The sequence below is a fragment of the Paenibacillus sp. P32E genome, from assembly GCF_001909085.1.
Classification (GTDB): domain Bacteria; phylum Bacillota; class Bacilli; order Paenibacillales; family Paenibacillaceae; genus Paenibacillus_AQ; species Paenibacillus_AQ helianthi.
This window is the reverse complement of the sequence record NZ_LVYY01000016.1, coordinates 66,995-88,960: the sequence shown is the minus strand read 5'-3', so window position 1 is coordinate 88,960 and position 21,966 is coordinate 66,995. Positions and strand designations below refer to the sequence as shown.

General features: G+C 50.0%; 20 protein-coding genes and 1 pseudogene. 12 read left to right on the top strand and 9 right to left on the bottom strand.

The features are described 5' to 3' along the window. Positions 1-42: 42 nt before the first annotated feature. Entirely contained in the window at positions 43-138 is a 96-nt protein-coding gene (locus tag A3848_RS16995) for a dihydroorotate dehydrogenase (protein WP_074086101.1), read from the top strand. 83 nt (positions 139-221) lie between these two features. Here the strand turns inward: A3848_RS16995 and cshA are convergent, their stop codons facing one another. Continuing rightward, complete coding sequence (cshA, locus tag A3848_RS16990) at positions 222-1,886, bottom strand: degradosome RNA helicase CshA (protein WP_074086100.1); 1,665 nt, start codon at positions 1,884-1,886, stop codon at positions 222-224. Positions 1,887-2,204: 318 nt separating this feature from the next. Here cshA and A3848_RS16985 point away from each other — a divergent pair, with 318 nt between their 5' ends. The 4 genes from A3848_RS16985 to A3848_RS16970 all read left to right on the top strand — a co-directional run bounded on the left by A3848_RS16985 (position 2,205) and on the right by A3848_RS16970 (position 6,424). Continuing rightward, positions 2,205-3,032 (top strand): YitT family protein, encoded by an 828-nt coding sequence (locus A3848_RS16985; protein WP_074086099.1) that lies wholly within the window; start codon positions 2,205-2,207, stop codon positions 3,030-3,032. 172 nt (positions 3,033-3,204) lie between these two features. Continuing rightward, positions 3,205-3,393 (top strand): hypothetical protein, encoded by a 189-nt coding sequence (locus tag A3848_RS16980; RefSeq protein ID WP_178382026.1) that lies wholly within the window; start codon positions 3,205-3,207, stop codon positions 3,391-3,393. A gap of 282 nt (positions 3,394-3,675) precedes the next feature. Next, complete coding sequence (locus tag A3848_RS16975; protein ID WP_074086097.1) at positions 3,676-4,926, top strand: putative glycoside hydrolase; 1,251 nt, start codon at positions 3,676-3,678, stop codon at positions 4,924-4,926. Between the two features lie 127 nt (positions 4,927-5,053). Beyond that, positions 5,054-6,424, top strand: coding sequence for an MATE family efflux transporter (locus tag A3848_RS16970; protein WP_074086096.1), 1,371 nt, complete (start codon positions 5,054-5,056; stop codon positions 6,422-6,424). Between the two features lie 44 nt (positions 6,425-6,468). Here A3848_RS16970 and A3848_RS16965 read toward each other — a convergent pair whose 3' ends face one another. From A3848_RS16965 to A3848_RS16950, 4 genes are all read right to left on the bottom strand, one after another. After that, positions 6,469-6,729 carry a metal-sensitive transcriptional regulator gene (locus A3848_RS16965; protein ID WP_074086095.1) on the bottom strand — a complete coding sequence of 87 codons (261 nt, stop codon included), beginning with the start codon at positions 6,727-6,729 and terminating at the stop codon, positions 6,469-6,471. A gap of 15 nt (positions 6,730-6,744) precedes the next feature. After that, positions 6,745-9,201, bottom strand: a complete 2,457-nt coding sequence (locus A3848_RS16960; protein WP_074086094.1) for a CoA-disulfide reductase — start codon at positions 9,199-9,201, stop codon at positions 6,745-6,747. 119 nt (positions 9,202-9,320) lie between these two features. Then, positions 9,321-10,292 carry a 6-phosphofructokinase gene (gene pfkA / locus A3848_RS16955; protein WP_074086093.1) on the bottom strand — a complete coding sequence of 324 codons (972 nt, stop codon included), beginning with the start codon at positions 10,290-10,292 and terminating at the stop codon, positions 9,321-9,323. Positions 10,293-10,356: 64 nt separating this feature from the next. Then, the gene (locus A3848_RS16950; protein WP_074086142.1) at positions 10,357-11,439 is read right to left on the bottom strand and encodes a tetraprenyl-beta-curcumene synthase family protein; all 1,083 of its coding nucleotides are present in this window, start codon (positions 11,437-11,439) and stop codon (positions 10,357-10,359) included. Positions 11,440-11,664: 225 nt separating this feature from the next. Here A3848_RS16950 and A3848_RS16945 point away from each other — a divergent pair, with 225 nt between their 5' ends. Further along, complete coding sequence (locus tag A3848_RS16945; protein WP_074086092.1) at positions 11,665-12,900, top strand: MFS transporter; 1,236 nt, start codon at positions 11,665-11,667, stop codon at positions 12,898-12,900. 179 nt (positions 12,901-13,079) lie between these two features. Here the strand turns inward: A3848_RS16945 and A3848_RS16940 are convergent, their stop codons facing one another. After that, the gene (locus A3848_RS16940) at positions 13,080-13,277 is read right to left on the bottom strand and encodes a cold shock domain-containing protein (RefSeq protein ID WP_019911834.1); all 198 of its coding nucleotides are present in this window, start codon (positions 13,275-13,277) and stop codon (positions 13,080-13,082) included. Between the two features lie 172 nt (positions 13,278-13,449). On the opposite strand from A3848_RS16940, the gene A3848_RS16935 reads away from it, so the two are divergent. The 6 genes from A3848_RS16935 to A3848_RS16915 all read left to right on the top strand — a co-directional run bounded on the left by A3848_RS16935 (position 13,450) and on the right by A3848_RS16915 (position 18,509). Next, a complete protein-coding gene (locus tag A3848_RS16935) occupies positions 13,450-13,683 on the top strand; it encodes a hypothetical protein (RefSeq protein WP_074086091.1) in 234 nt (77 codons plus the stop codon). Positions 13,684-13,689: 6 nt separating this feature from the next. Further along, positions 13,690-13,860 (top strand): hypothetical protein, encoded by a 171-nt coding sequence (locus A3848_RS32375; RefSeq protein WP_167374752.1) that lies wholly within the window; start codon positions 13,690-13,692, stop codon positions 13,858-13,860. A gap of 206 nt (positions 13,861-14,066) precedes the next feature. Further along, positions 14,067-15,857 (top strand): oligoendopeptidase F, encoded by a 1,791-nt coding sequence (pepF, locus tag A3848_RS16930; RefSeq protein ID WP_074086141.1) that lies wholly within the window; start codon positions 14,067-14,069, stop codon positions 15,855-15,857. Between the two features lie 86 nt (positions 15,858-15,943). Next, positions 15,944-16,264 carry a LapA family protein gene (locus tag A3848_RS16925; protein WP_074086090.1) on the top strand — a complete coding sequence of 107 codons (321 nt, stop codon included), beginning with the start codon at positions 15,944-15,946 and terminating at the stop codon, positions 16,262-16,264. A gap of 387 nt (positions 16,265-16,651) precedes the next feature. Next, the gene (locus A3848_RS16920; protein WP_074086089.1) at positions 16,652-17,695 is read left to right on the top strand and encodes a M42 family metallopeptidase; all 1,044 of its coding nucleotides are present in this window, start codon (positions 16,652-16,654) and stop codon (positions 17,693-17,695) included. Next, positions 17,679-18,509: a hypothetical protein gene (locus tag A3848_RS16915; protein WP_074086088.1), complete on the top strand. Its 831-nt coding sequence runs from the start codon at positions 17,679-17,681 to the stop codon at positions 18,507-18,509. Before A3848_RS16920 ends, A3848_RS16915 begins: the two co-directional genes overlap by 17 nt. Positions 18,510-18,705: 196 nt before the next feature. On the opposite strand, the pseudogene A3848_RS16910 reads toward A3848_RS16915, so the two are convergent. From A3848_RS16910 to A3848_RS16900, 3 genes and pseudogenes are all read right to left on the bottom strand, one after another. Then, a pseudogene (locus A3848_RS16910) lies at positions 18,706-19,190 on the bottom strand (tetratricopeptide repeat protein). A gap of 188 nt (positions 19,191-19,378) precedes the next feature. Further along, positions 19,379-21,304 (bottom strand): ABC-F family ATP-binding cassette domain-containing protein, encoded by a 1,926-nt coding sequence (locus A3848_RS16905; RefSeq protein WP_074086087.1) that lies wholly within the window; start codon positions 21,302-21,304, stop codon positions 19,379-19,381. Positions 21,305-21,349: 45 nt separating this feature from the next. Beyond that, a complete protein-coding gene (locus A3848_RS16900; protein WP_074086086.1) occupies positions 21,350-21,955 on the bottom strand; it encodes a TetR/AcrR family transcriptional regulator in 606 nt (201 codons plus the stop codon). Positions 21,956-21,966 lie beyond the last annotated feature (11 nt).

The window sequence follows — 21,966 nt, the reverse complement described above, 5'->3', positions numbered from 1 at the left end:
TGTAACCACTCAAATCAACAACTTTTGAAGGAGGTTGACCTCATGTCCGCACCTGGCTGCTACAATCCTTGGACTTCCACTGGGACCATTCTCGTACTGTTCATTCTGCTCGTAATCATCACTCGTACTTTTGTCTAAAAATAAAACCTTGCTACAAACCAAAAAGAAGACGAGAGCCGGTCTAAAGGCTTCTCGTCTTCTTGTGTTATCAGGCCTGCTAATTAAATATCGTAATCTTCGCGTTTAGCCGGGCGTGTGCTAGTGCTGCTTGGGCGTGTGGATGGTTTGCGGTCACTGCTGCGTCCAGCGCCTGCATCACGGCTCGCACCGGAATCACGGTTGCCTTTGTAGCCGCCGCCATATCCGCCGCTGCTATTGCTACCGTAGCCGCTGCTATAACCGCCACGACTGCTGCTGCTGCCGCTGGTGCCGCCGCTTGCATTGTCACGGTTGCCTCTGTATCCTCCGCCTGTACCTGTACCTGAACCTGTGCGGTTACCGCCATATCCGCCGTTAGGCTTGCGTCCACTGCGGATATCATTTTTGCCACCACGACGTTTAGCACGGATAGGATCTTCCGGTGTCAATTCAATCTGAGCATCTTTGGTGTCACCGGTAAGCAGCTTCATTGCTGCAGACAGCAGTTGAACTGAATCATATTGCTCCAGAAGCTGAATAGCAATGCCTTTGTATTCGTTCAGCTCACCGCCGTCTTCTACCATTGCCAGCAAACGTTCAGCTGTAATGCGTTGTTTGCCTTCGATAGCCTCAGCCATCGTCGGAAGAGGTTTGCGGGTAATACGGTGACGGGTAACACGCTCAATCAAATGCAGGTGATCCATCTCACGTGGCGTCACGAAAGACCAGGCAGTACCTTCCTTGCCGGCGCGGCCAGTACGGCCGATACGGTGTACATAGCTCTCCGGATCCTGTGGAAGGTCAAAGTTAATAACATGTGTCACGCCGGAAACATCGAGACCGCGTGCCGCTACGTCGGTAGCTACAAGCACGTCAATGCTGCCATCGCGGAATTTGCGCATTACAGCATCACGCTGATTCTGGGACAGGTCACCATGAAGGCCGTCTGCAGAATAACCACGTTTCTGCAATCCTTCAGCAAGCTCATCAACCCGGCGTTTGGTACGGCCGAATACGATAGCCAGATCAGGAGACTCCATGTCAATCAAGCGGCTCAGCGCTTCAAATTTCTGCCGTTCAGGCACTTCGATGTAAGCTTGATCAATCAAAGGTGCACTGATTTGCTTAGGAATTACAGAAACATGTTGTGGATTCTTCAGGAACTGCTGGGCAAGACGTTGAATGTTAGGGGGCATTGTTGCTGAGAAAAGCATGGTTTGGCGTTCTTCTGGTACAAGCTTGAGGATCGATTGAATATCCTCCATGAATCCCATATCCAGCATTTCATCCGCTTCATCCAAGACGATGGTTTGAACATCATCCAAACGGATAGTCTTGCGGTTGATATGATCCAATAGGCGTCCCGGTGTACCGATGATGATTTGCGGTTTCTTTTTCAGACCGCGGATTTGACGGCCGATATCCTGACCGCCGTAAATAGCCAGGGAACGGAGACCTTTGAAACGGGTCAGTTTGCCGATTTCTTCGGCGACTTGAATGGCAAGCTCACGGGTCGGTGTCATTATGAGAGCTACGATTTTCTCTTCTTCCCGGGGAATCTTGGAAATGAGGGGAATACCAAAAGCAGCAGTTTTACCGGTACCTGTCTGTGCCTGGCCGATAAGGTCCGATCCTGCCATTGCAATTGGGATAGCCTGCTCCTGAATGGGTGTAGATTCCTCAAATCCTAGCTCTGTGATTGCTTGCAGCACTTTTGGCTCCAAGCCGAATTCTGCGAATGTTTTCAAATTATTCATGCTCCTTCTATACAGTGGACATTCCACATGCTTGTCTGTATTCTTAAGTAGCGGTAAACACATTTATAGGCTGTCCAATCATGCCGGATTCTCTGCATGGTTTAGCTCGCATTGGGACCAAAAGATGTCCTGATCAGGCCTGGGTGAATATGCCTGAACAATTGTGTTCTTGCACTCTAATCAATGCAAAAAACACTATTGTAACGTCCTACTCAAGAATATCCTATACATTATATCACAAACCCGATTAGGAATACCAGTGTATTCCTTACTTTCATTACTTACATTACGCGTCAGAGGTGAATTTGCTTGTCAAGACTAAAACAAATCGGGAATTACCTTGCAATTATCTTCGGTTCAGCGATGATTGCATGCGGCTTTAACCTGTTTTTAATTCCTCACAGACTGCTGAGCGGAGGAGTTTCAGGGCTGGCCATGTTGGTCGGATACTTTACCCCGTTCAATATCAGCTTAATGTATCTGTTGTTCAATGTACCTTTACTGGTAGCAGGCTGGTTTCAGCTCGGACGGAGATTTATTGTCCTGAGTATCCTGTCGGTAGGTGCTACTACCTGGCTTATGGCTTTAATCCCAACGGCCACTGTAGCTTCAGATATGTTACTCGCCTCCGTATTTGGGGGAGTGCTTGTTGGTGTCGGCGCCGGTGTATCCTTCCGGGTGGGCGGTTCTTCAGGGGGCTTCGATATTCTGGGCTCCATAATTATTAAGCACCGTGACTTTCCAATTGGTAATGTGCTCGTTGGACTGAATGGGCTTGTCATTCTAACTGCAGCCTATTTTGACAACAATTGGAATTTAGCACTGGCATCGATGGTTTCTATTTACGTGTCAGGCAAGGTCGTGGATCTGATTCACGTCAGCCACATTAAAGTGACGGTTTACATTGTAACCACACGCACCGATGAACTGCTTCAACAGCTTCTTGGACTGCAGCGCGGAGTGACAAAGATTAAAACTGAAGGTGCTTATTCTCATGTGGAGCGGGACATGCTAATGACAGTGACTACACGTTATGAGCTGGCTGAATTAAAGCGGATTATCAAAAACAGTGACCCGCAGGCTTTTGTGAACATCGTAGAAACAGTTGGGGTAATGGGTTCCTTCCGCAAAAGATAGGCTCAAAAAAAATGCGCATACTTTAAAATTATGATATATTAGACTCACGCAGGACCTTACAAATTTCATGAAGATTGTGATTTACCCTCTTTTTTCCTGGCACTTCGTTTTCCGATGAAACCTGAATTCAATTCAGCACTATTCGAAAAAGGAAAGGGTGATTGTTGTGGAAATGGAAACGGTAAAACTGTCAGCAATCGTCATGAGATGGTATCCGGATATGATACCTTTTCTGAAGCAGGATGAATTGAACTCTGTGATTGTTCTGCGTGACGGTCTGAGTATTCTGGAACCGGAAGATGCGATGGATATTATCCATTACAGCATTTACGAGCATCAGAATTCTGCGTATCTTCAATAAGTAAAATGCTTGGAACCCGTTTTAATAGTTGCCGCTTTGGATTCGGCCGTGGCCGGACCCGAGCGGCATTTACTTTTTTAAAGCTTCAGGTACCACCTTTTTAAAGGCCAGGGCAATCATTCTTATGAATTGTATGGTTTAAAATCTGTACATCCCGTTTATAAACAACAAGAACGGTTTTTATGCGAACAAAATTACGGGGATTGTTACAAGTCTGTTCTTTTTGGACGCTGCCGTTCCTTTATACTTTAAGGGAATGTACATAAAGGGAGAGAATAACAAATGAATATCACCTGGGCTCTACTGATGATGGCTCTGGGAAGCGTCGGCGTACAGCATAATTCACACGAAGCCGACGTGACCGCCGCACTACAGTCCGCCATAAACCCATCCATCGCCGCACAGCACTCATCAAATCCTAACGCTTCACCGAACACCGCGGGAGGAAACGAAGCAACACCTGCTCCAGGCGCTACGCCGGACGCCGAAGCTTCCCCGGGTGCTACAGACACCGCACTTCTAACCGATCCTCAGCCGGATGCCCCTAAGGTCAAAGGCATTTACGTAACAGCCTATAGCGCTGGTGGATCCCGGATGGAGACTTTGCTCAACCTGCTCGACCAAACCGAGCTGAATTCTATGGTCATTGATATTAAAGACGATGCCGGATACATCACATATAAAACAGATAACGCAGAGCTTCAGCAGATGGGCCATCCTCAGCCGTTCATTGGTGACATCAACAAACTGATGGAACGTTTGAAGAAGCATAACGTCTACCCCATTGCACGGATTGTTGTATTCAAGGATTCCGTACTCGCCAAGAAAAAACCTGAGATGTCCTTTGTTACTGCCAATGGTTCAGTATGGACCAATAAGGGCGGAGACAGCTTCGTGAATCCATATAATCAGGATGTATGGAAATACAACGTGGATATCGCCAAGGAAGCTGCCAAACTCGGCTTCAAGGAAATCCAGTTCGATTATGTCCGTTTTCCTGAAGGCTTCGAAAAACGCGCAGACACACTCAAATACACAAAAAGCGACCGTCCACGGGTAGAGATCATTTCTGATTTTGTTAAATATGCCAAAACCGAACTTAGCCCGCTCGGCGTACGTGTTTCGGTTGATATTTTTGGCTATGCAGCCTCTGTCCCTGCTGCGGAAGGCATCGGCCAGGACTTTGTCAAAATTTCCAAGAATGTCGATGTTATCAGCCCAATGGTCTATCCAAGCCACTACTCAACCGGCTGGTTTGATGTGAAAGATCCGGATAAGAACCCATACGCCACTATCAAAGGCTCCATGGTGGATACACATAAGAAGCTTGATCCCCTAGGCAGCTTCAAACCAATCATCCGTCCCTGGATTCAGGACTTCACCGCAAGCTGGCTCGGAAGCGGGCATTATGTCAAATATGGCAAACAGCAGGTTGAGGACCAGATACGTGCCCTAAAAGAAAAGAACATCGATGAATTCCTGCTCTGGAATGCCAATAACCGTTATACTTCCGGTGTAGATTACGAAAAATAAGAAAAAAGTTTTCAGCCATTTTCAAATTCTAATTTTACAAGCATCCATTATAGACCCCACATTGTGGGGTCATTTTACTGGGATTGGTCCCGGAAATTAAATATAAGAATGAAGAGGCTTATGTACAATGATACCCACGACTTCAATGAAACAAAAGGCTAGACAATTCCTGTATATTTTATTCCCTATCCTTATTACACAGGTTGCGTTATCCGCCATCACTTTTTTTGATACGAATATGTCAGGCAAATATGGCACGAACGACTTGGCCGGTGTAGCGATTGGAACCAGCCTGTGGATTCCCATCCAAACCGGACTCAGTGGCATCCTCATGGGGATTACACCCATAGTTTCTCATTTGATGGGAAGTAAAAATGAAAAAGACGTAGCTTATCAGGTCACTCAAGGCATGTGGCTGTCCCTGCTCATATCGCTCTTGGTGCTGGTATTCGGTGCGTTTGCCCTATCGCCCGTACTTGATTTCATGAACCTGGAACCACAGGTGCGTGATATTGCCTTCCGTTTCCTCTGCGCCATCTCCGTAGGAATCATTCCGCTGTTTGGCTACACCGTAATTCGCAGCTGTATTGATGCTCTCGGGCAGACAAGGGTTTCTATGTTCATCACGCTAATTGCATTACCGGTAAATGTAGGCCTCAACTATCTACTGATTTTTGGAAAATTTGGATTCCCCCGTCTTGGCGGCGTTGGTGCAGGCGTTGCATCAGCTATAACCTATTGGGTGATTTTTGCCATCTCTCTGTTCTTCGTCTATCGGTCCGAGCCGTTCCGCAGTCTGCAATTGTTCCGCAGATTCTACTCCATGTCCCGGCGGAGCTTCAAAGAACTGCTTAAGATCGGAGTACCCATCGGCTTCTCTATTTTTTTCGAAACGGCAGTCTTCTCCGCAGTTACACTACTGATGAGCCGGTTCGATACCGTAACCATTGCTGCCCATCAAGCGGCAATCAATTTTGCCTCCACATTGTATATGATTCCTCTGAGCATTTGCATGAGCCTGACGATCCTCGTCGGCTTCGAGAGCGGGTCCGGCAGATTGAAGGATGCCCGGCAATACGGAATTTTGGGCATCGGGACTGCTGCTGTACTCTCTCTGGTTACAGCTCTCGTGCTGCTATTCGCAGGTAATCACGTCGCCGGCTTATATTCAGATGAGCCCGAGGTCATTTCACTTATTCAGCATTTCCTAATTTACGCCATTTTCTTTCAGATTTCCGATGCAATTGCCACTCCTACACAAGGGGTACTTCGGGGCTACAAGGATGTGAATCCGGCTTTTATTATCTGTTTTGTTGCTTACTGGGTAATCGGTCTACCCACGGGATATCTACTCGCAACCTATACAGATTTAGGTGCTTACGGATACTGGATTGGCCTGATCACCGGGTTAGCCATCGGGGCTATCCTCCTGCTGTCCCGTCTTGTCAAAGTACAGCGCCAGTACGGACATACCAAAACCAATACTGCCCGGATATAACAAAAAAGAACAGCGCGGAATCAATTCCGCAGCTGTTCTTTTAGTTATCGGCTTTTCACCAGCAGTTCTACCGCCTCTTGAATGACTTGATTGGGCGAATTCCCTTGCTGCAGCTCCTCCTGGATACAATGCTCCAGGTTGGCTCCGATGACGGCACCTACCGTACGGTCTACGGCTGTTCGTATTGCAGTGAGCTGGATAACAATCTCCCTGCAGTCTTGTCCTTCTTCCAGCATACTTAACACGCCCCGAACTTGTCCTTCAATGCGTTTCAGTCTATTCTTGATCCCTTTATCATATTCCATTGCTATACACTTCCTTTAGATGAACAAATTGACGCCTGAATCCTCAGCAGCCCCTAAGTAACTGGCGACGCCGCCAAATTCAACGCCTGCTATTAATTCCTCCTGCTTGATTCCCATGATATCCATACTCATTGTACAGGCCATCAGCTTTACACCTGCATGGATGGCCCCCGACATCAGCTGTTCAAGAGAGTCCACATTCTTTCGTTTCATGGTGTGCCGGATCAGTTTTGCCCCGAGACCGCCCATATTCATTTTGGAGAGGGACAATTTACGGGTACCTTGAGGCATCATCATGCCAAACATTTTGTCCAGTCCCTTTTTGTGAACCTCTGGAGCCTGCTCGCGACGCAACAGATTTAATCCCCAAAAGGTGAAGAACATCGTGACTTGCTTGCCCATAGCAGCTGCCCCGGAGGCAATAATGAACGAAGCGATCGCCTTATCCAGATCCCCGCTGAAGATAACCATAGACGTTCCTTCCTTCTCCGCTGTTGAGGTAAGAGGAGCCGCATCTGCCTCCACTGGCTTCTGAATTCCTTTACGCACAAGGGCCTGAACCTTGCCCCCTGACACATCCAAGGATTCCAGTGTATTCTGCGTCTTGAGACACCACTGCCGGATATCCGCGGCAAAACCAAAATCTGTTGCTACAATTTCAAGCTGCTGTCCCTCTTCCATAGACTTCACGGTCTCGTATACTTTGAGTATAGGGCCAGGGCACTGCAATCCGCAAGCATCCAGCATAAGCCGCTGTTCAGTTAGACTGGAAACTTCTGGAACATCAATCCGATTTTTCTTTTCTCCTTCTGGATCTACACCTCTGTCTATGGCCATCACAGCGTAGGTTTTATAGCCCCCGTCAACATTTTGCACATCGTATCCATACTGCATCAGCATTCTTGCCGCGATATACCCTCTGAGACCGACTTGGCAGGATACCGCAAGCTTTTGATCAGAAGGTATTTCAGTAAGGCGGTTTCTCAGCTCGGAAAGAGGGATGTTGATGGAACCGGGAATATAACCGGCAAGACGCTCCACCTCATCTCTGACGTCGATAATAAGCCCCCCGGACCGGGTGAAGTCATCCACTTGGTACCATTGAAGATTCTTCACCATACCTTCCATTACATTAGAAGCAACATATCCGGCCATATTCACGGGGTCTTTGGCAGAAGAATACGGTGGCGCGTAGGCCAGCTCTATATCCGCCAGTTCGTCTGCTCTGAGCTTTCCCCGGATAGCCGTAGCAATCACATCAATCCGTTTGTCGGCGCCTTCACTTCCCACTGCCTGAGCCCCAAATATTTCTCCTGTCTGGGGGCTGAACAGCAGTTTAATAGCAATTGGGGCTGCACCTGGGTAATAGCCCGCATGTGAATTTGGGTGGATGTGTATGGCTTCATATGGAACTCCCAGAGATTTCAGTGTTTTCTCATTATTCCCGGTAAGGGCCGAGGTCAAGCCAAAGGTTTTGATAATTGCTGTGCCCAAAGCGCCTTCATAAGCAATGGACCGGCCATTGATATGATCTGCGGCAAGACGGCCCTGACGGTTGGCGCCCCAAGCGAGTGATACCATGGTTTCAAAGCCTTGAACTTTATCTCTGACTTCAATAACATCCCCTACTGCATAGATCGCAGGATCACTTGTCTGCAGTGTGGCGGTAACTTTTACAGCCCCCCGGACTCCCAGCTCCAGTCCACTGTTTCTGGCCAGCTCATTCTCCGGTGTAACTCCAATGGCTAGAATAATCATATCCGTAGCAAAAGTCGTACCAGATGCGAGCTGTAGCAATCGGCCACCCTCCATGATCGCCTCCACACCCTCATTCAACCGGAGCTCCACTCCGTTCAACCGCATGTGTTCTTCAACCGGTCGTGCCATTTCGGGATCAAGCGGGTTCAATATCTGTGTACCCCGGTCAATTACCGTCACTTCAAGCCCGCGTTCCCGCAGATTCTCCGCCATTTCCAGCCCGATAAATCCAGCTCCGATAACCGTTGCGTGCTTCGGATGCTGATGATCGACATATGCCTTGATCCGGTCTGTATCTGGAATGTTTCTCAGTGTGAACAGATTATCCGCACTGGTGATCCCAGGAATTTGAGGAACAACCGGTCGTGCACCGGGAGACAGGATCAGAATATCGTAAGGAATCTGAACAACTTCACCTGTGATCACATTACGGGAAACCACTTGCTTGCTCTCACGATCAATGGCTGTAACCTCAGTCAATGTCCGTACATCGATATTAAATCTCTGCTGTATCCCCTTGGGAGTCTGGAGGAACAACTTCTCCCTGGAGTCTATAGTTTCTCCAATGTAATATGGAAGTCCGCAATTGGCAAAAGAGACATGCTCTCCCCGCTCCACCAGGATAATCTCGTCTTGTTCATTCAATCTCCGCAGACGGGCAGCCGCTGAAGCCCCGCCCGCTACACCGCCAACAATTACAATTCTCTTACTCATTCCGTTTGCCTCCTCATTTATATACCCTATGGGGTATATAATATACGGGCGGGGGTATATAGTCAAGTGTAAAAAAGACCGCCTTCGCTAGGCGGCCTTGATGAAAAATATCTATAAGACTATTGGGAAAGACGGGATGCCAGCTCGTAAAGCTCGGTATCAAAGTCTTTTTTGGTATTAACAACCAGATCGATGTCTGTAAGCGTAAGCTCACCCTTGATAATGCCGCAAGCTTTGTCAGACTGACCTTCGATCAGGGAACGTACAGCAAAGTCGCCTAAACGGCTGGCCAGATTACGGTCTCCTGGAGTCGGAGTACCTCCACGCTGAATATGTCCAAGAACTGTAACGCGCGCGTCCAGGGAGGCGTGGCGGTCTTTCAGCGCCTGAGCCACATCTTCGCCCTTGCCTACACCTTCAGCGACAATTACGATACTGTGACGTTTACCTCTGGCAAAGTTGTCGCGCATACGGTCGGCTACTTCGTTCAGATCATAAGGCATTTCCGGTACTAGAATCGTTTCGGCTCCGGAAGCAAGACCGGCATGTAGTGCAATATCCCCGCAGTGGCGGCCCATAACTTCTACGATCGATGAACGCTCATGCGAGGACATCGTATCACGAAGCTTATTGATGGCATCAACTACAACACCTACCGCAGTATCAAAGCCAATGGTATAGTCGGTGAACGAAATATCATTATCGATGGTACCCGGCAAAGCCATAGTATTAATGCCAAGCTTGCTAAGTTTGTTAGCTCCCTTATAAGAGCCGTCTCCGCCGATAACAACCAATCCGTCAATTCCCATCTCGTTCAGGATATCCGCACCCTTTTGCTGACCTTCGGGGGTCACAAACTCGAGGCAGCGGGCCGATTGGAGAATGGTGCCTCCGCGCTGGATAATATCACCGACACTGCGCAGATCCATAGGGAAAATGTCACGGTTCAGCAGGCCCTGGTATCCACGCTGGATTCCGAACACTTCAATACCGTAGTAGATTGCGCTTCGTACTACTGCGCGTACGGCGGCATTCATGCCCTGCGAATCTCCTCCACTGGTTAATACTGCGATTTTTTTTACGTTTGCCATCCTGTTAGTTCCTCCTTAAAATTGTGCGGAGCCCGTTCTTGATCAGAATAACGCCCCGCAGCCTCTAATACATATGCCTGCGTATCCAGCGGCTGTTCACGAAGAAGAATAATCTTGTCAGAGGACTTCTTCTCATCAGACGTCTGGATACTGAGCGAACCTCCCGCTGTTCGCTGACTTTCGGATCGGATAAATAAAGTGCCAGCAAGCCCTCGATGACCATGCGATGCATTGAGGTCTCGGGTAGATTCCGGACATCCCTGCGGGCCCACTCCACAATGGAAGCGATCCGATTCAGCATGGTATCACTATTGTCATAATAATTGCAGAAATTGAGATCCCCGCCAGCCCGGTCCTCATCCTGATCGATCAGGTAATCCAGCATAATGTGCAAACCGCATAAATGCGGAAAGTATGCCGCCCGAATGGAGGCCGCTGCCGATGTGCTCAGCTTGGGGTCGCATGAAGCCAAAAACAGCATAAATACGCCGAGGGTTGAGCCTGTTGCCGCCGCAAACTCATTCCACTGCAAATGCGGGGCCCGCTTGCCTTCCACCTCCCACCATTCCTTCAGGGCAGCCTCCCTGAGATCGGGGCGGATGTGCTTATAGACCTGCAAATCCGTATACAGCACAGCCAAACCATGCACTTCTTCAGCCGCGGCAGCATAGCCGGGCAAGAGTGCAGTCATCTCCTGGCATTTGCGGACAAGTCTGTGCAGATATCCTCCGTCATTCTGTTCAGTGCGAAGCGCATAGTAATTACCAAGCTCAGCCTTAGGGTTAATGGCATCCAGCATGGATTGATGCAGCAGCCTGAAATCGGCAGGATCAAGAGATGTGCTGCGGTCACACAGGTTGTCCAAATAATCACTGATCGTTTGATAAGCAACAATAAGCGGAATCAGTATATGTCTCATCGACAAATTGCCGGCGGCATATATTCCGCCACCCTGGCAGTGAAACTCTTTGGTCTCAATGCTGGCAAGCGCTTGCTTCCGTAGCTCGGGGTCGGGAATCCCTTCCGCATCCTGGCGCCAGAAATGGAGACATTCCCGCACTTCCGGCAGCACGTACTTGTAGACCCTGCTCATCAGCCCGATTGGGCCGCGTGGGCTAAGGTAACGGCCTTGCTCAAATTCATTCAATGACAGTGCCTCCACATTGTTGTCTCCTTATCCAAATCATCATTATTATAATATGCAGAGCGTATTTGTACAAACAACAAAATCACTTTCGCAAAACGCTGAAAGATTCAGAAATCTCCTGATTTCTGCGGACATCCGGCGTTTGCATTGTGCTATACTAGAACGCGTTCAACACTAAAGTATGGATTACGAAGCCGTATCTCATATTCGGAGGAGTGCAATTTCATGTTATCAGGACGGACCGGAGGCCAGTACAGCGATCAAAACTGGCTGCGATCCTTTATGTTCACACTCTACGGCACAAGTGTGCTGGTAGTATCTTATTTCCCATTATTTTATACTCACCTTGGTTTCAGCAGTCCCCAGATCGGAATCCTGTATTCTATAGGACCGCTGATCTCCATTCTGTCCAACCTGTTCTGGAGCATGATGAGTGACAGGCTGGGCACCATCAAAAAAATCTTGGCCATTCTTCTGGCCGGCCAACTGGTTACCGCACTGCTGCTGGCAAGAACTACGGATTTTGGGGCCGTGATGTTTATTTTGTCCCTTTTCTATTTCTTCTATTACCCGTTATTCCCGCTTGCGGATACGATGGCGATCAAAATTGCCCAGCGCCACGGGCGCAACTTCATTACGATCCGGGTATTCGGATCACTTGGCTACTCCTTCTTCGCACTGACCATCGGATATGTGCTGAGAGCTCTGGGCTCATCGTCCAGCATAGCGGTCTGCATAGTAATCGTAGTGATTGCGCTACTCATTACCTTTGGACTGAAGGATGTCAAACGGACCGAAGAAAACAACAAGGCCATGATCGCCGGTTCCGAAGAGGAGCCGCTTAAGCGTGGAGGACTGAAACAGATTTTGCTGCAAAAGGAAGTCCTATGGTTCTTCGGCAGTGTCTTCGTGCTTGCGATCGGATACCGGATGAATGAAGCCTTCTTAACACTCAGCCTCAAAGCCATGAATGCCGGAGATGAAATTATCGGCTGGTCGCTGCTGGCTTCAGCCTTGAGTGAAATTCCCGTTTTTTTCGTCCTGAGCAAATACGGTGACAAATTCAAAGAGCTGCCGCTGCTCGCTTTTGCCAGTCTGATGTTTGCTGCACGGTTCCTGTTCATGTCCTTGGCGAATGAACCCGGTACTGTGATTGCTATACAGGCCATGCACAGCATTTCATTTGGCATATACTACGTGACAGCCGTCCGGTACATTACGCGCATTATCCCCGATCATCTCCGTGCAACCGGCATGGCTATCTTCACAGTTGTATGGTCGAGTGCGGCAGGTCTGCTCAGCGGAACATTTGGCGGGTTCCTCTATGAGGATGCTGGACGGACGGTATTCTATGTGGTGGCGATGAGCTTCTCGCTGCTCGCCTTCGTCGGTTTTTTATCCAAGCACCTGGTGGACACTGGCTTCAGTATCGCCCGTTATTCCCGCCGCAAAGGCAATTAATTCTATCAAGGGGCTGCACTTCTTGCTACCGGCGGCCCTTCGTTGCTCTAACAAGTAAAATAAAAAAACACAGTTCCCGAAAGAACTGTGTGCTTTGAAGTTGCTGGTTATCACTCTTGCAAGTGTTGCCATTCCAAAAATATATGTTGTGACTGACAGACAAACTGTCCAGCCGTTTATTATAGTTTAACTACGTTAGCTGCTTGAGGACCACGGTTACCGTCAGTAATATCGAATTCTACCGCTTGGCCTTCATCCAAAGTCTTGAATCCGTCGCCTTGAATTGCTGAGAAGTGAACGAATACATCTTCGCCGCCTTCTACTTGAAGAAAACCATAGCCTTTTTCTGCGTTAAACCATTTTACTGTACCTTTCAAATGAACAACCTCCTAAAAATACCGCCATATATGACGAATGCTTACATTATACCCCAACTATACCTCCAAATCAATCCATCATTTCCCTTCTCCAGTGATAATATTTGCTTTTCACTTCCCCCGTGCGTTATCATTGAGCCAAAAGCCAAAAATCGCCAGGGTGGTATTGATAATGATCAAAAAACATGAAATATACAAAACAGACAAATGGAATATGATGACGGTAGAAGTTCAGGGGCGCTATATTGTTCTCCGCGAAATTTCTGATCAATGGGGAGAAGAAACGCATACCTTTATGAGCCGTCCAGCTATGATGCAATGGGTCAACAACCGTTTCAACAAAGAATCGTATAAAGATAATGAAGAAGAGTACAAAAATATCATTGCTGCCTTCAAACAGGTCTAGCCGGGAATGGATAACGAGAATTTAGTTATTTTCATTATTGTTGTTCTCTGTCTTGGAGCAGTACTGATCATGGGCAAGGAAAAAGTGCCGCCGCGCCTCAAGCGCGGCATGGCCCTGACTGCGGTCATTCTCATTGCCATGGCTTTTATCTTCATTATTTATAGCTTGGTGGCATAGCTTCTGAGGCTGGATCATTCATAATCAGGATTTGGGAGGGCATACTAAGTCAACCTTAAAGTGTTAAGGAGGCTTCCGTTATGTCCTTTGCTGTCAAGTCCCTCCCGCTTCTGCTTGCCTTAAGCCTGCTGCCGGGCGATCCCGCTGCTTATGCGGCACCGCAGAAGAATATGCCTATTACATCCCATCATCCGAGGAGGATTTCTATGGAACAATTATTGAAGAGAAGTGAAGTGCCCGCCGAAAACCGCTGGAAGCTTGAGGATATGTTCGCCTCACAGGAGCAATGGGATGCAGAATATAAGGAAGTCAAGGAGCTTATTAATGGCGCGGCCGATTTCCAGGGCAAGCTTGACTCTCCCGAAGCACTCAAAAAATGCTTTGAGCTCGACGATAAGCTGTCCCTGCTGACCGAACGCCTCTATGTCTACGCGCACATGCGCCAGGACGAGGATACGGCTGCCCCAACCTATCAGGCCCTCTCCCAAAAAGCGAAGAAGCTTGGAGTGGAAGCCGGGGAAGCTCTTTCTTTTGTCACACCGGAAATCCTTGCCCTGCCAAATGAGAAGCTCGACCAGTTCATTGCCGACCCTTCCCTGTCGGACTACACCTTCACCTTGACGGAAATGAAGCGCGAGAAAGCGCATGTTCTGTCCAAAGCGGAGGAAGCTCTCCTGGCCCAGGTGGGTACGCTTGCCCAAGCGCCGCAAACCGTGTTCAGTATGCTGAACAATGCGGACCTTAAGTTCCCGAAGATCAAGAATGAGGAAGGCAAGGAAGTAGAGTTGACGCATGGCAGCTACATTCAGTTCCTCGAGAGTCCCGACCGTGAGGTCCGCAAAAATGCTTTCAAAGCGGTGTATGAGACATACGGTAAGAAAAAAAATACAATTGCTGCCACGCTAAGCGCAAACGTCAACAAAAATGTCTTTTACTCGCGTGTCCGTAAATATCCCTCTGTTCTGGAAATGTCGCTCTATGGTGACAACATCCCCAAAGAGGTCTACACGAACCTGATCGATACCATTCATGAGAGCCTGCCGCTGATGCACCGTTACATGAAGCTGCGCCAGAAGCTGATGGGTGTTGACGAGCTACATATGTATGACCTGTTCGCACCGCTCGTGGACGAATACAAGCTGGATATCACTTTTGAAGAAGCCAAGAAGATTACCAAAGAAGGCCTGAAACCACTCGGCGAGGACTATCTGGGTGTGCTGCAGGAAGGTTATGACAAGGGCTGGATTGATGTCTACGAAAATGAGAATAAACGCACTGGCGCTTACAGCTGGGGAGCCTACGGTACCCATCCTTATGTGCTGCTGAACCATAACGACAACCTGAACAGCATGTTCACACTGGCTCATGAAATGGGCCACGCCCTGCATTCCTACTATTCGGACAACACGCTGAAATACCGGGATGCACAGTATACAATTTTCCTCGCAGAAGTAGCTTCCACTACCAACGAAGCACTCCTGATGGATTATCTGCTGAAGAAGTCAACCGATCCGAAGGAAAAAATGTACCTGCTTACTTATTATGCCGACCAGTTCCGCACTACGGTGTTCCGGCAAACCATGTTCGCTGAATTCGAGAAAATCATCCACCAGCGTGCTGAAGAAGGCGAATCCCTGACACCTCAGGATCTGTCAGAAATCTACTATAACCTTAACGTCAAGTACTACGGCAAGGATATGGTGGTAGATAAGGAAATCGAAATGGAATGGGCACGGATTCCTCATTTCTACAACAGCTTCTATGTCTACAAATATGCTACCGGCTTCTCCGCGGCTACCAGCTTCGCCAAGCAGATTCTGGAAGAAGGCAAACCGGCGGTAGATAAATATCTCGGCTTCCTGAAGAGCGGCGGCAGCGATTATTCGATCAACATTCTCTCCAAGGCAGGCGTTGACATGTCTTCACCTGCACCGATCCGCGAAGCGATGAGTGTCTTCGAAAGCGTGATCGAACAAATGGAACAGTTGACCAAATAAGGCATAAAGCTTAGTATTACTGTAATCCCTTGCCCTCTGCGGGCAGGGGATTTATCTTGTCATTTATGTATAGAGGAGGAAGTTACATGAGGTTACAATGGTCACTTATCTTAGGCCTGATTTTCGCCTTGCTCACCGCCGTGTTCGCAGTCATTAATGTGGACCCGGTTCAGGTTAATTTCTATTTTGATGTTGTCAACATTCCACTGATCCTGGTCATCCTTGGTTGTGCGCTGATCGGCGGGGTGATTGTCGGCTCTTACGGCATTTTTCGCCAATACAAGCTGCAGAAGCAGATCAAAGGCCTTACGGCAGAACTAAACAAGCTCCGTGATGCAGGGAATTCCCTGGATGCGGTGCCAGTAAATCAGGACAGCTTGTCCTCTAACAGCACGTCCCAGCTATAAGAGATAGCCCGTAAGAGAATCTAATATATGTGTTGAACTGAGGACACACAAGTTTGAAGAACGCAATGAGTCTCTTAAGGAACAGAAGCTATTTGGAATAAGTATAACTAAATTGGTTGAAGCCCTGGCTTCATGCATCATCATCCCATCCGGCCGCTTTCAGCTGAATTAGCGATACTTTTTCCCACATAGGATACTTCTTAAGCTGAATGGGTTGGATTAGTGAACCTTTTTCCGGCTAAGGCTGAAGTCCCCTTCATCAACTTTCCAAGTTCAATCTATATAGAATGTAGATCCACAGTTTAATAGAAAAGTTATATAAATGACCATAACCCAAATTAGCATGTGCTGATTACATCGCTTATAAAGAACAGGAGGACATTTACCTTGCTTACCATACAACCTAATGAAGAGTACATTCTAACCATTCTCAAAAAATTGCTCGATACTCCCAGCCCCAGCGGCTTCACGACTGCGGCCATGAACCTTGTGGCTGAGGAAACGGCAGCATTGGGTGTACCTTTGAGCTGGAACGAAAAAGGCGGAGTCATTCTGACCGTTCCCGGACTTGATCCTGCACGCACCATCGGCATCAGTGCCCATGTGGACACGCTTGGAGCCATGGTGCGCTCAATCAAACCGAACGGCACGCTGCGTCTAACTTCTGTCGGCGGCTTTACCATGAACAGCATCGAAAATGAATATTGCGTCATTCACACCCGCACCGGATTAACCTATACCGGCACAATTCTGAGCAGCCATCCTTCAGTCCATGTCTACGCGGATGCACGTGACTTCAAGCGCTCAGAGGAAAATATGGAGATCCGGATCGACGAGCTGGTCTCCACCAAAGACGATGTCCTGAAGCTCGGCATTGCCGTTGGTGACTTCATCTCCTTCGATGCGCGGGCGGTTATCACACCCAGCGGCTATATCAAATCACGCCATCTGGATGACAAAGCCAGTGTAGCCGCTCTGCTCGGGCTGCTGGAGAGCATCAAACGCGAAGGCTGGAAACCGCTGCATAACCTCTCTCTACTGATCTCCAATTACGAAGAGGTGGGTCACGGTGCTGCCTGGATTCCTGGAGAGATCAGCGAGATGATCGCGGTCGATATGGGTGCCATGGGTGATGATCTAAGCTGTAAGGAGACCGATGTCTCCATCTGCGCCAAGGATTCCTCCGGACCGTATGATTATGCCATGACCGGCCGGCTGATCGAACTGGCGAATGGTCTGGCGATTCCGTTCGCAGTCGATATCTACCCACAGTACGGCTCCGATGCTTCCGCCGCCCTGCGTGGCGGGAACAATATCCGGGCTGCGCTGATCGGCCCGGGCGTACATGCCTCCCACTCCATGGAGCGCACCCACAAGCAGGCTGTGCTGAACACGGCCAAGCTGCTAGCCGCATATGTGGGCGCGAACTGAGGCCGCACTTGCCGGCCTGCGGCGGGCTTCACAGCGCAGGCCATGGCTCACAGCCGCCGTTCTCCTGACGGCGGCTGTTGCTGCTGTGGCGGCTATCGTGATGCTGACGAAGCCGCAACCGAGGGAGGCCTTTCATGGCCTCCCTCACACATACAGCTACCTGCAGGCGAACAGCTCCAGCAAGGTGCAGCTGCATATGATGTCAGTGGAACCTGCTGACATCGTGCTGCGCAGCGCAGGTACGCCGCTGCGCCCGATTGCCGCCTACGGGATTAACGGCGGCTTCTTCTACGGCAGCGACCTGCTGTCGGTGGCGATCCTGAATGACCGCCCGGTGAACGGCGTTCAAGGGGCGTATGGCTCGGGCTGGTTCAACGCCAAATATCCGCGTGGAACGCTGGTATGGGACGGGGCGAGCGGGACGATGTCGGTTCAGGTCGTCTCCTCGGGAGATGACCTGTCCGTCACGGACCGTGGGCATTACTGGGCGCAGGGCGGGATCAGCATGAACCTGCAGCATGAAGAGCTGTGGCAGGCCACGGCAGCCACAGAGCATCTGCCCTATGCTGACGAGCAGCGGATGCGCTCGGGACTGGTCTACGATGGGGACGGGAAGCTATGGCTGATCGTCACGCCATCGCGCTGTACGGCAGAGGCATTCCGTACAGCCATTCTGGAGACCGTCCCCGGCGAAGAGCGGGAAGGGATCTTCCTCGACGGCGATGGTTCCTCACAGATGAACGCTGAAGAGGCTGTGCTGACCGGCGACTCGCGCCCGGTCGTACAGATGATTGCCGTGGCAGGCGGCAGCTAGCCTGCCGGGCAGGACCCACTGGCTGAAATGACGGATTAACATCATCAATAGCCAACAGGAAGTCTTCTGTTGGCTCGTATAGGCGGACGTTTTTACACAGCCAGGTGTCTACCGGCTGGTGCTGGCGCCCGCTTTTTTATAGTTAGCAGGCAGGTTTCCAAATCACGGAAACCTGCCTGCTTGGATTTCTGAATGCTTATTCCCAAACTTGATCTATTTTGTCCGAATAGTACAGGATAGCATGGCGGTAGCTGCTGATTCCTTCGTTGACAGAAGTCTCCGCAAGCAATGTAAGCAGCAGCTTCATCGCTTCGCTGTGACCGCCCAGATTGTGCAGCGTCATGGCCAGAAAAACCGCAAATTCCTTCTGCTGCGGAAACTCGTGCAGCCCTGTTCAAGCACTTCCTTGGACAGGGTATATTCTCCCAGTGTTCGATAGGTGCTGCCAAGTCCCAGAAGTGCACCCATGCGCTGCTCGGTGGGCAGGCCCAGTGACAGACTGCGCTCGTAGTAAGGGATGGCCTCCCGTTCGAGGCCCAGCACATCATGCGTCCAGGCCAGCTGATAATGCAGCTCAGCATTCTCTTCATCCCCGCACAGCAGGGCAAGGAGCAGTTCTCTTGCCTCTTCAGCCTTGCCGGCGGTGCGAAGGGCCACCGCGGTTTCAATCGAATAAGTCAATCTCTTCTGCCTCCTCTTTGCGCGGTAAAGCCGCACGCTATACGAAAACACAGCAACCAGGGCAGGAGCTCTGATTGCTGTGCTAGTGTCACAAATTGGTGAGTCATCAAGCATAAAAGCAGGGTAGCCATCTCTGGGATGACGTGAAAATGTCGCTTGGTATCCACAGATTAACGGATACCCGAGTCCTAAGCTTTACCGGCAATTCTCTCTGCCAGCTCATTCAGATACGTCCAGCGCTCCATCAGGCTCTCCAGCTCAGCTTCTGCCTGCCGCTGCTTCTCCACCAGCTCCTGAAGCTTACCAGAATCTGCAAAGGCTGCTTCCATCTGTACGCTGATGTCCGTCAGAAGCTGCTCTGCCTGCTCAATGGCCCCGTCAATCCCCTCATATTCACGCTGTTCCTTGAAGGTGAATTTCAGCTTTTCTCTGGAAGGAGATGCAGTTGGTGTTGCCTGTCCTTGTTCTGGTGCGGAGCCGCGCTTGCCTGCACTCTCTTCTGCTCCACCAGCCGGGACATTCTTCGCCATCCATTCCTCGTATTCACTGTAGTCTCCTACATGCAGACGAATGCTTCCCTGTTCAAAAGCAATCAGCTTATCCACCGTACGGTCCAGAAAAAACCGGTCATGGGATACGGTAAACACTACGCCCGGGAATTCATCCAAATAATCCTCCAGCACGGCAAGTGTCCCGATGTCCAGATCGTTGGTCGGCTCGTCCAGCAGCAGTACATTGGGCGCTCCCATCAAGACACGCAGCAGATAGAGGCGTCTCTTCTCTCCTCCGGAGAGCTTAGCAATGGGCGTCCACTGCATAGCCGGCGGGAACAGGAACCGTTCCAGCATCTGTCCGGCTGTAATTACACTCCCGTCCGCTGTGCGGATGATCTCCGCTTCTTCTTTTACATACTCTATGGCCCGCATAGTGTCATCCATATCCTGATGCTCCTGGGTGAAGTAACCCAGCTTGACGGTTGCCCCCAGCTGCACCTCTCCGCTGTCCGGCTGAAGCTTGCCAGCAATCAGATTGAGCAGGGTTGATTTGCCGCTGCCGTTCGGACCCACAATGCCCACCCGGTCCTGTGGCACCGCGATATAGGTCAGATCCTTAATCAGTGTCCGTCCATCCATTGATTTGGTAAGATCCTTCATCTCGATGATTTTGCGGCCCAGACGGGTCGAAGCCACGGAAATGTCCAGTGCGCCCGTTGAAGCCGCGCCTTGGCTGTCCTTCAGTTTCTCGTAACGGTCGATTCGGGCCTTCTGCTTGGTCGAACGGGCCTTGGCGCCCCGGCGGATCCAGGCCAGCTCGGTGCGCAGCAGATTCTTGCGCTTCTGCTCCATGGATGCCTCACGCTCCTCGCGTTCAGCCTTCAGCTCCAGGAAGCGCGAATAATTCGCTTCATAACGGTACAGCTGTCCGCCATCCAGCTCCAGCATGACACTCGCTACCCGCTCAAGGAAGTAGCGGTCATGGGTTACCATCAGCAGCGCGCCGCGCCGCTTCTGAAGATATTGCTCCAGCCAGGCTACCGAGTCTGTATCGATATGGTTCGTAGGCTCATCCAGGATCAGCAGCTCAGAAGGTGTAATCAGGGCCGCTGCAAGAGCAACCCGCTTGCGTTGACCACCGGACAGCGTCTCCATGCGCGCATCAAACTGCGTGATGCCAAGCTTTGTCAGCACGGTTTTGGCTTCACTCTCCAGCTGCCACGCCCCGGCGGCGTCTATGGCCTGTCCGATCTGTACCAGCCGGCTCTCCAGGACAGAATCGCCCGGGCTTTTATCCAGAAGAGACAAAGTCTCCATATACTCCCGCATGGTAGCAAGCTCTGGCTCATCCCCGGCAAAAACCTGCTGCAACACGGTATTGTCCGGCTCATACGGAGGATTCTGTGCCAGGTACTGCACCCGCACCGAATTTCCTATGGAAATTTGTCCGTCATCAGCCGTATCCAGACCCGCGATGATCTTCAAAAAAGTAGATTTCCCTGTACCATTCACACCGATAACGCCAATCTTATCCCTGTCATCCATTCCAAACGATGCATCCCGGAACAGTGTTTTTTCCCCATAGCTCTTGGAAAGATGTTCCACGGTCATAATATTCATGCTCTGTCCTCGCTTGCCTTATATTTTAAACCGGATCTGTATTCCTTATTGTCCTGCCGGTAAATCTCCAAGTGAAGCATTCATGTTGGCGACGGCACCGCCGATGAAGAGGCTGGCTGCAAACTTCGTCCGTTTGTGCACGTCCTCTTCCGAGAAAGAGGGGTCAAACAGAATATCCATTTTCAGCCGGTCCAGCATGCCGATGTACGACTTCGCCATCAGCTCCGGCTCGGACGCCCCGCCTTCCAGCAGCACCTTCACTACAGCCTGCATATACTCGTCCATAAAAAGCGCCATGTAGGCTACCAGCTCAGGATTGTTATTCGGCGCCCGAAAAAAAAGCTTCGTGTGCTGCTTGCGCTCGTAATAGTAAAATAAATGATGCTCTGCAATGACAGACAGCTTCCCGGTCAGACTGCCGCTGGCCCGCAGCTTGCCTTCCAGTTGCTGAAGAAAACCTTCACAGTCCCGCCGGGTGACCGCCATGAACAAATCCTCTTTATTTTTGAAATATAAATACACCGTGCCCTTAGCAATCCCTGCACGTTCTGCCACTTCCGACATCTTCGTTTCGTAGAAGCCTCCTGAACCGAAGAGCTCATAAGCGGCATCCAGAATAGCTGTATGTTTGTGAATGGACGCGCTGCTCACCGGTTCACCTC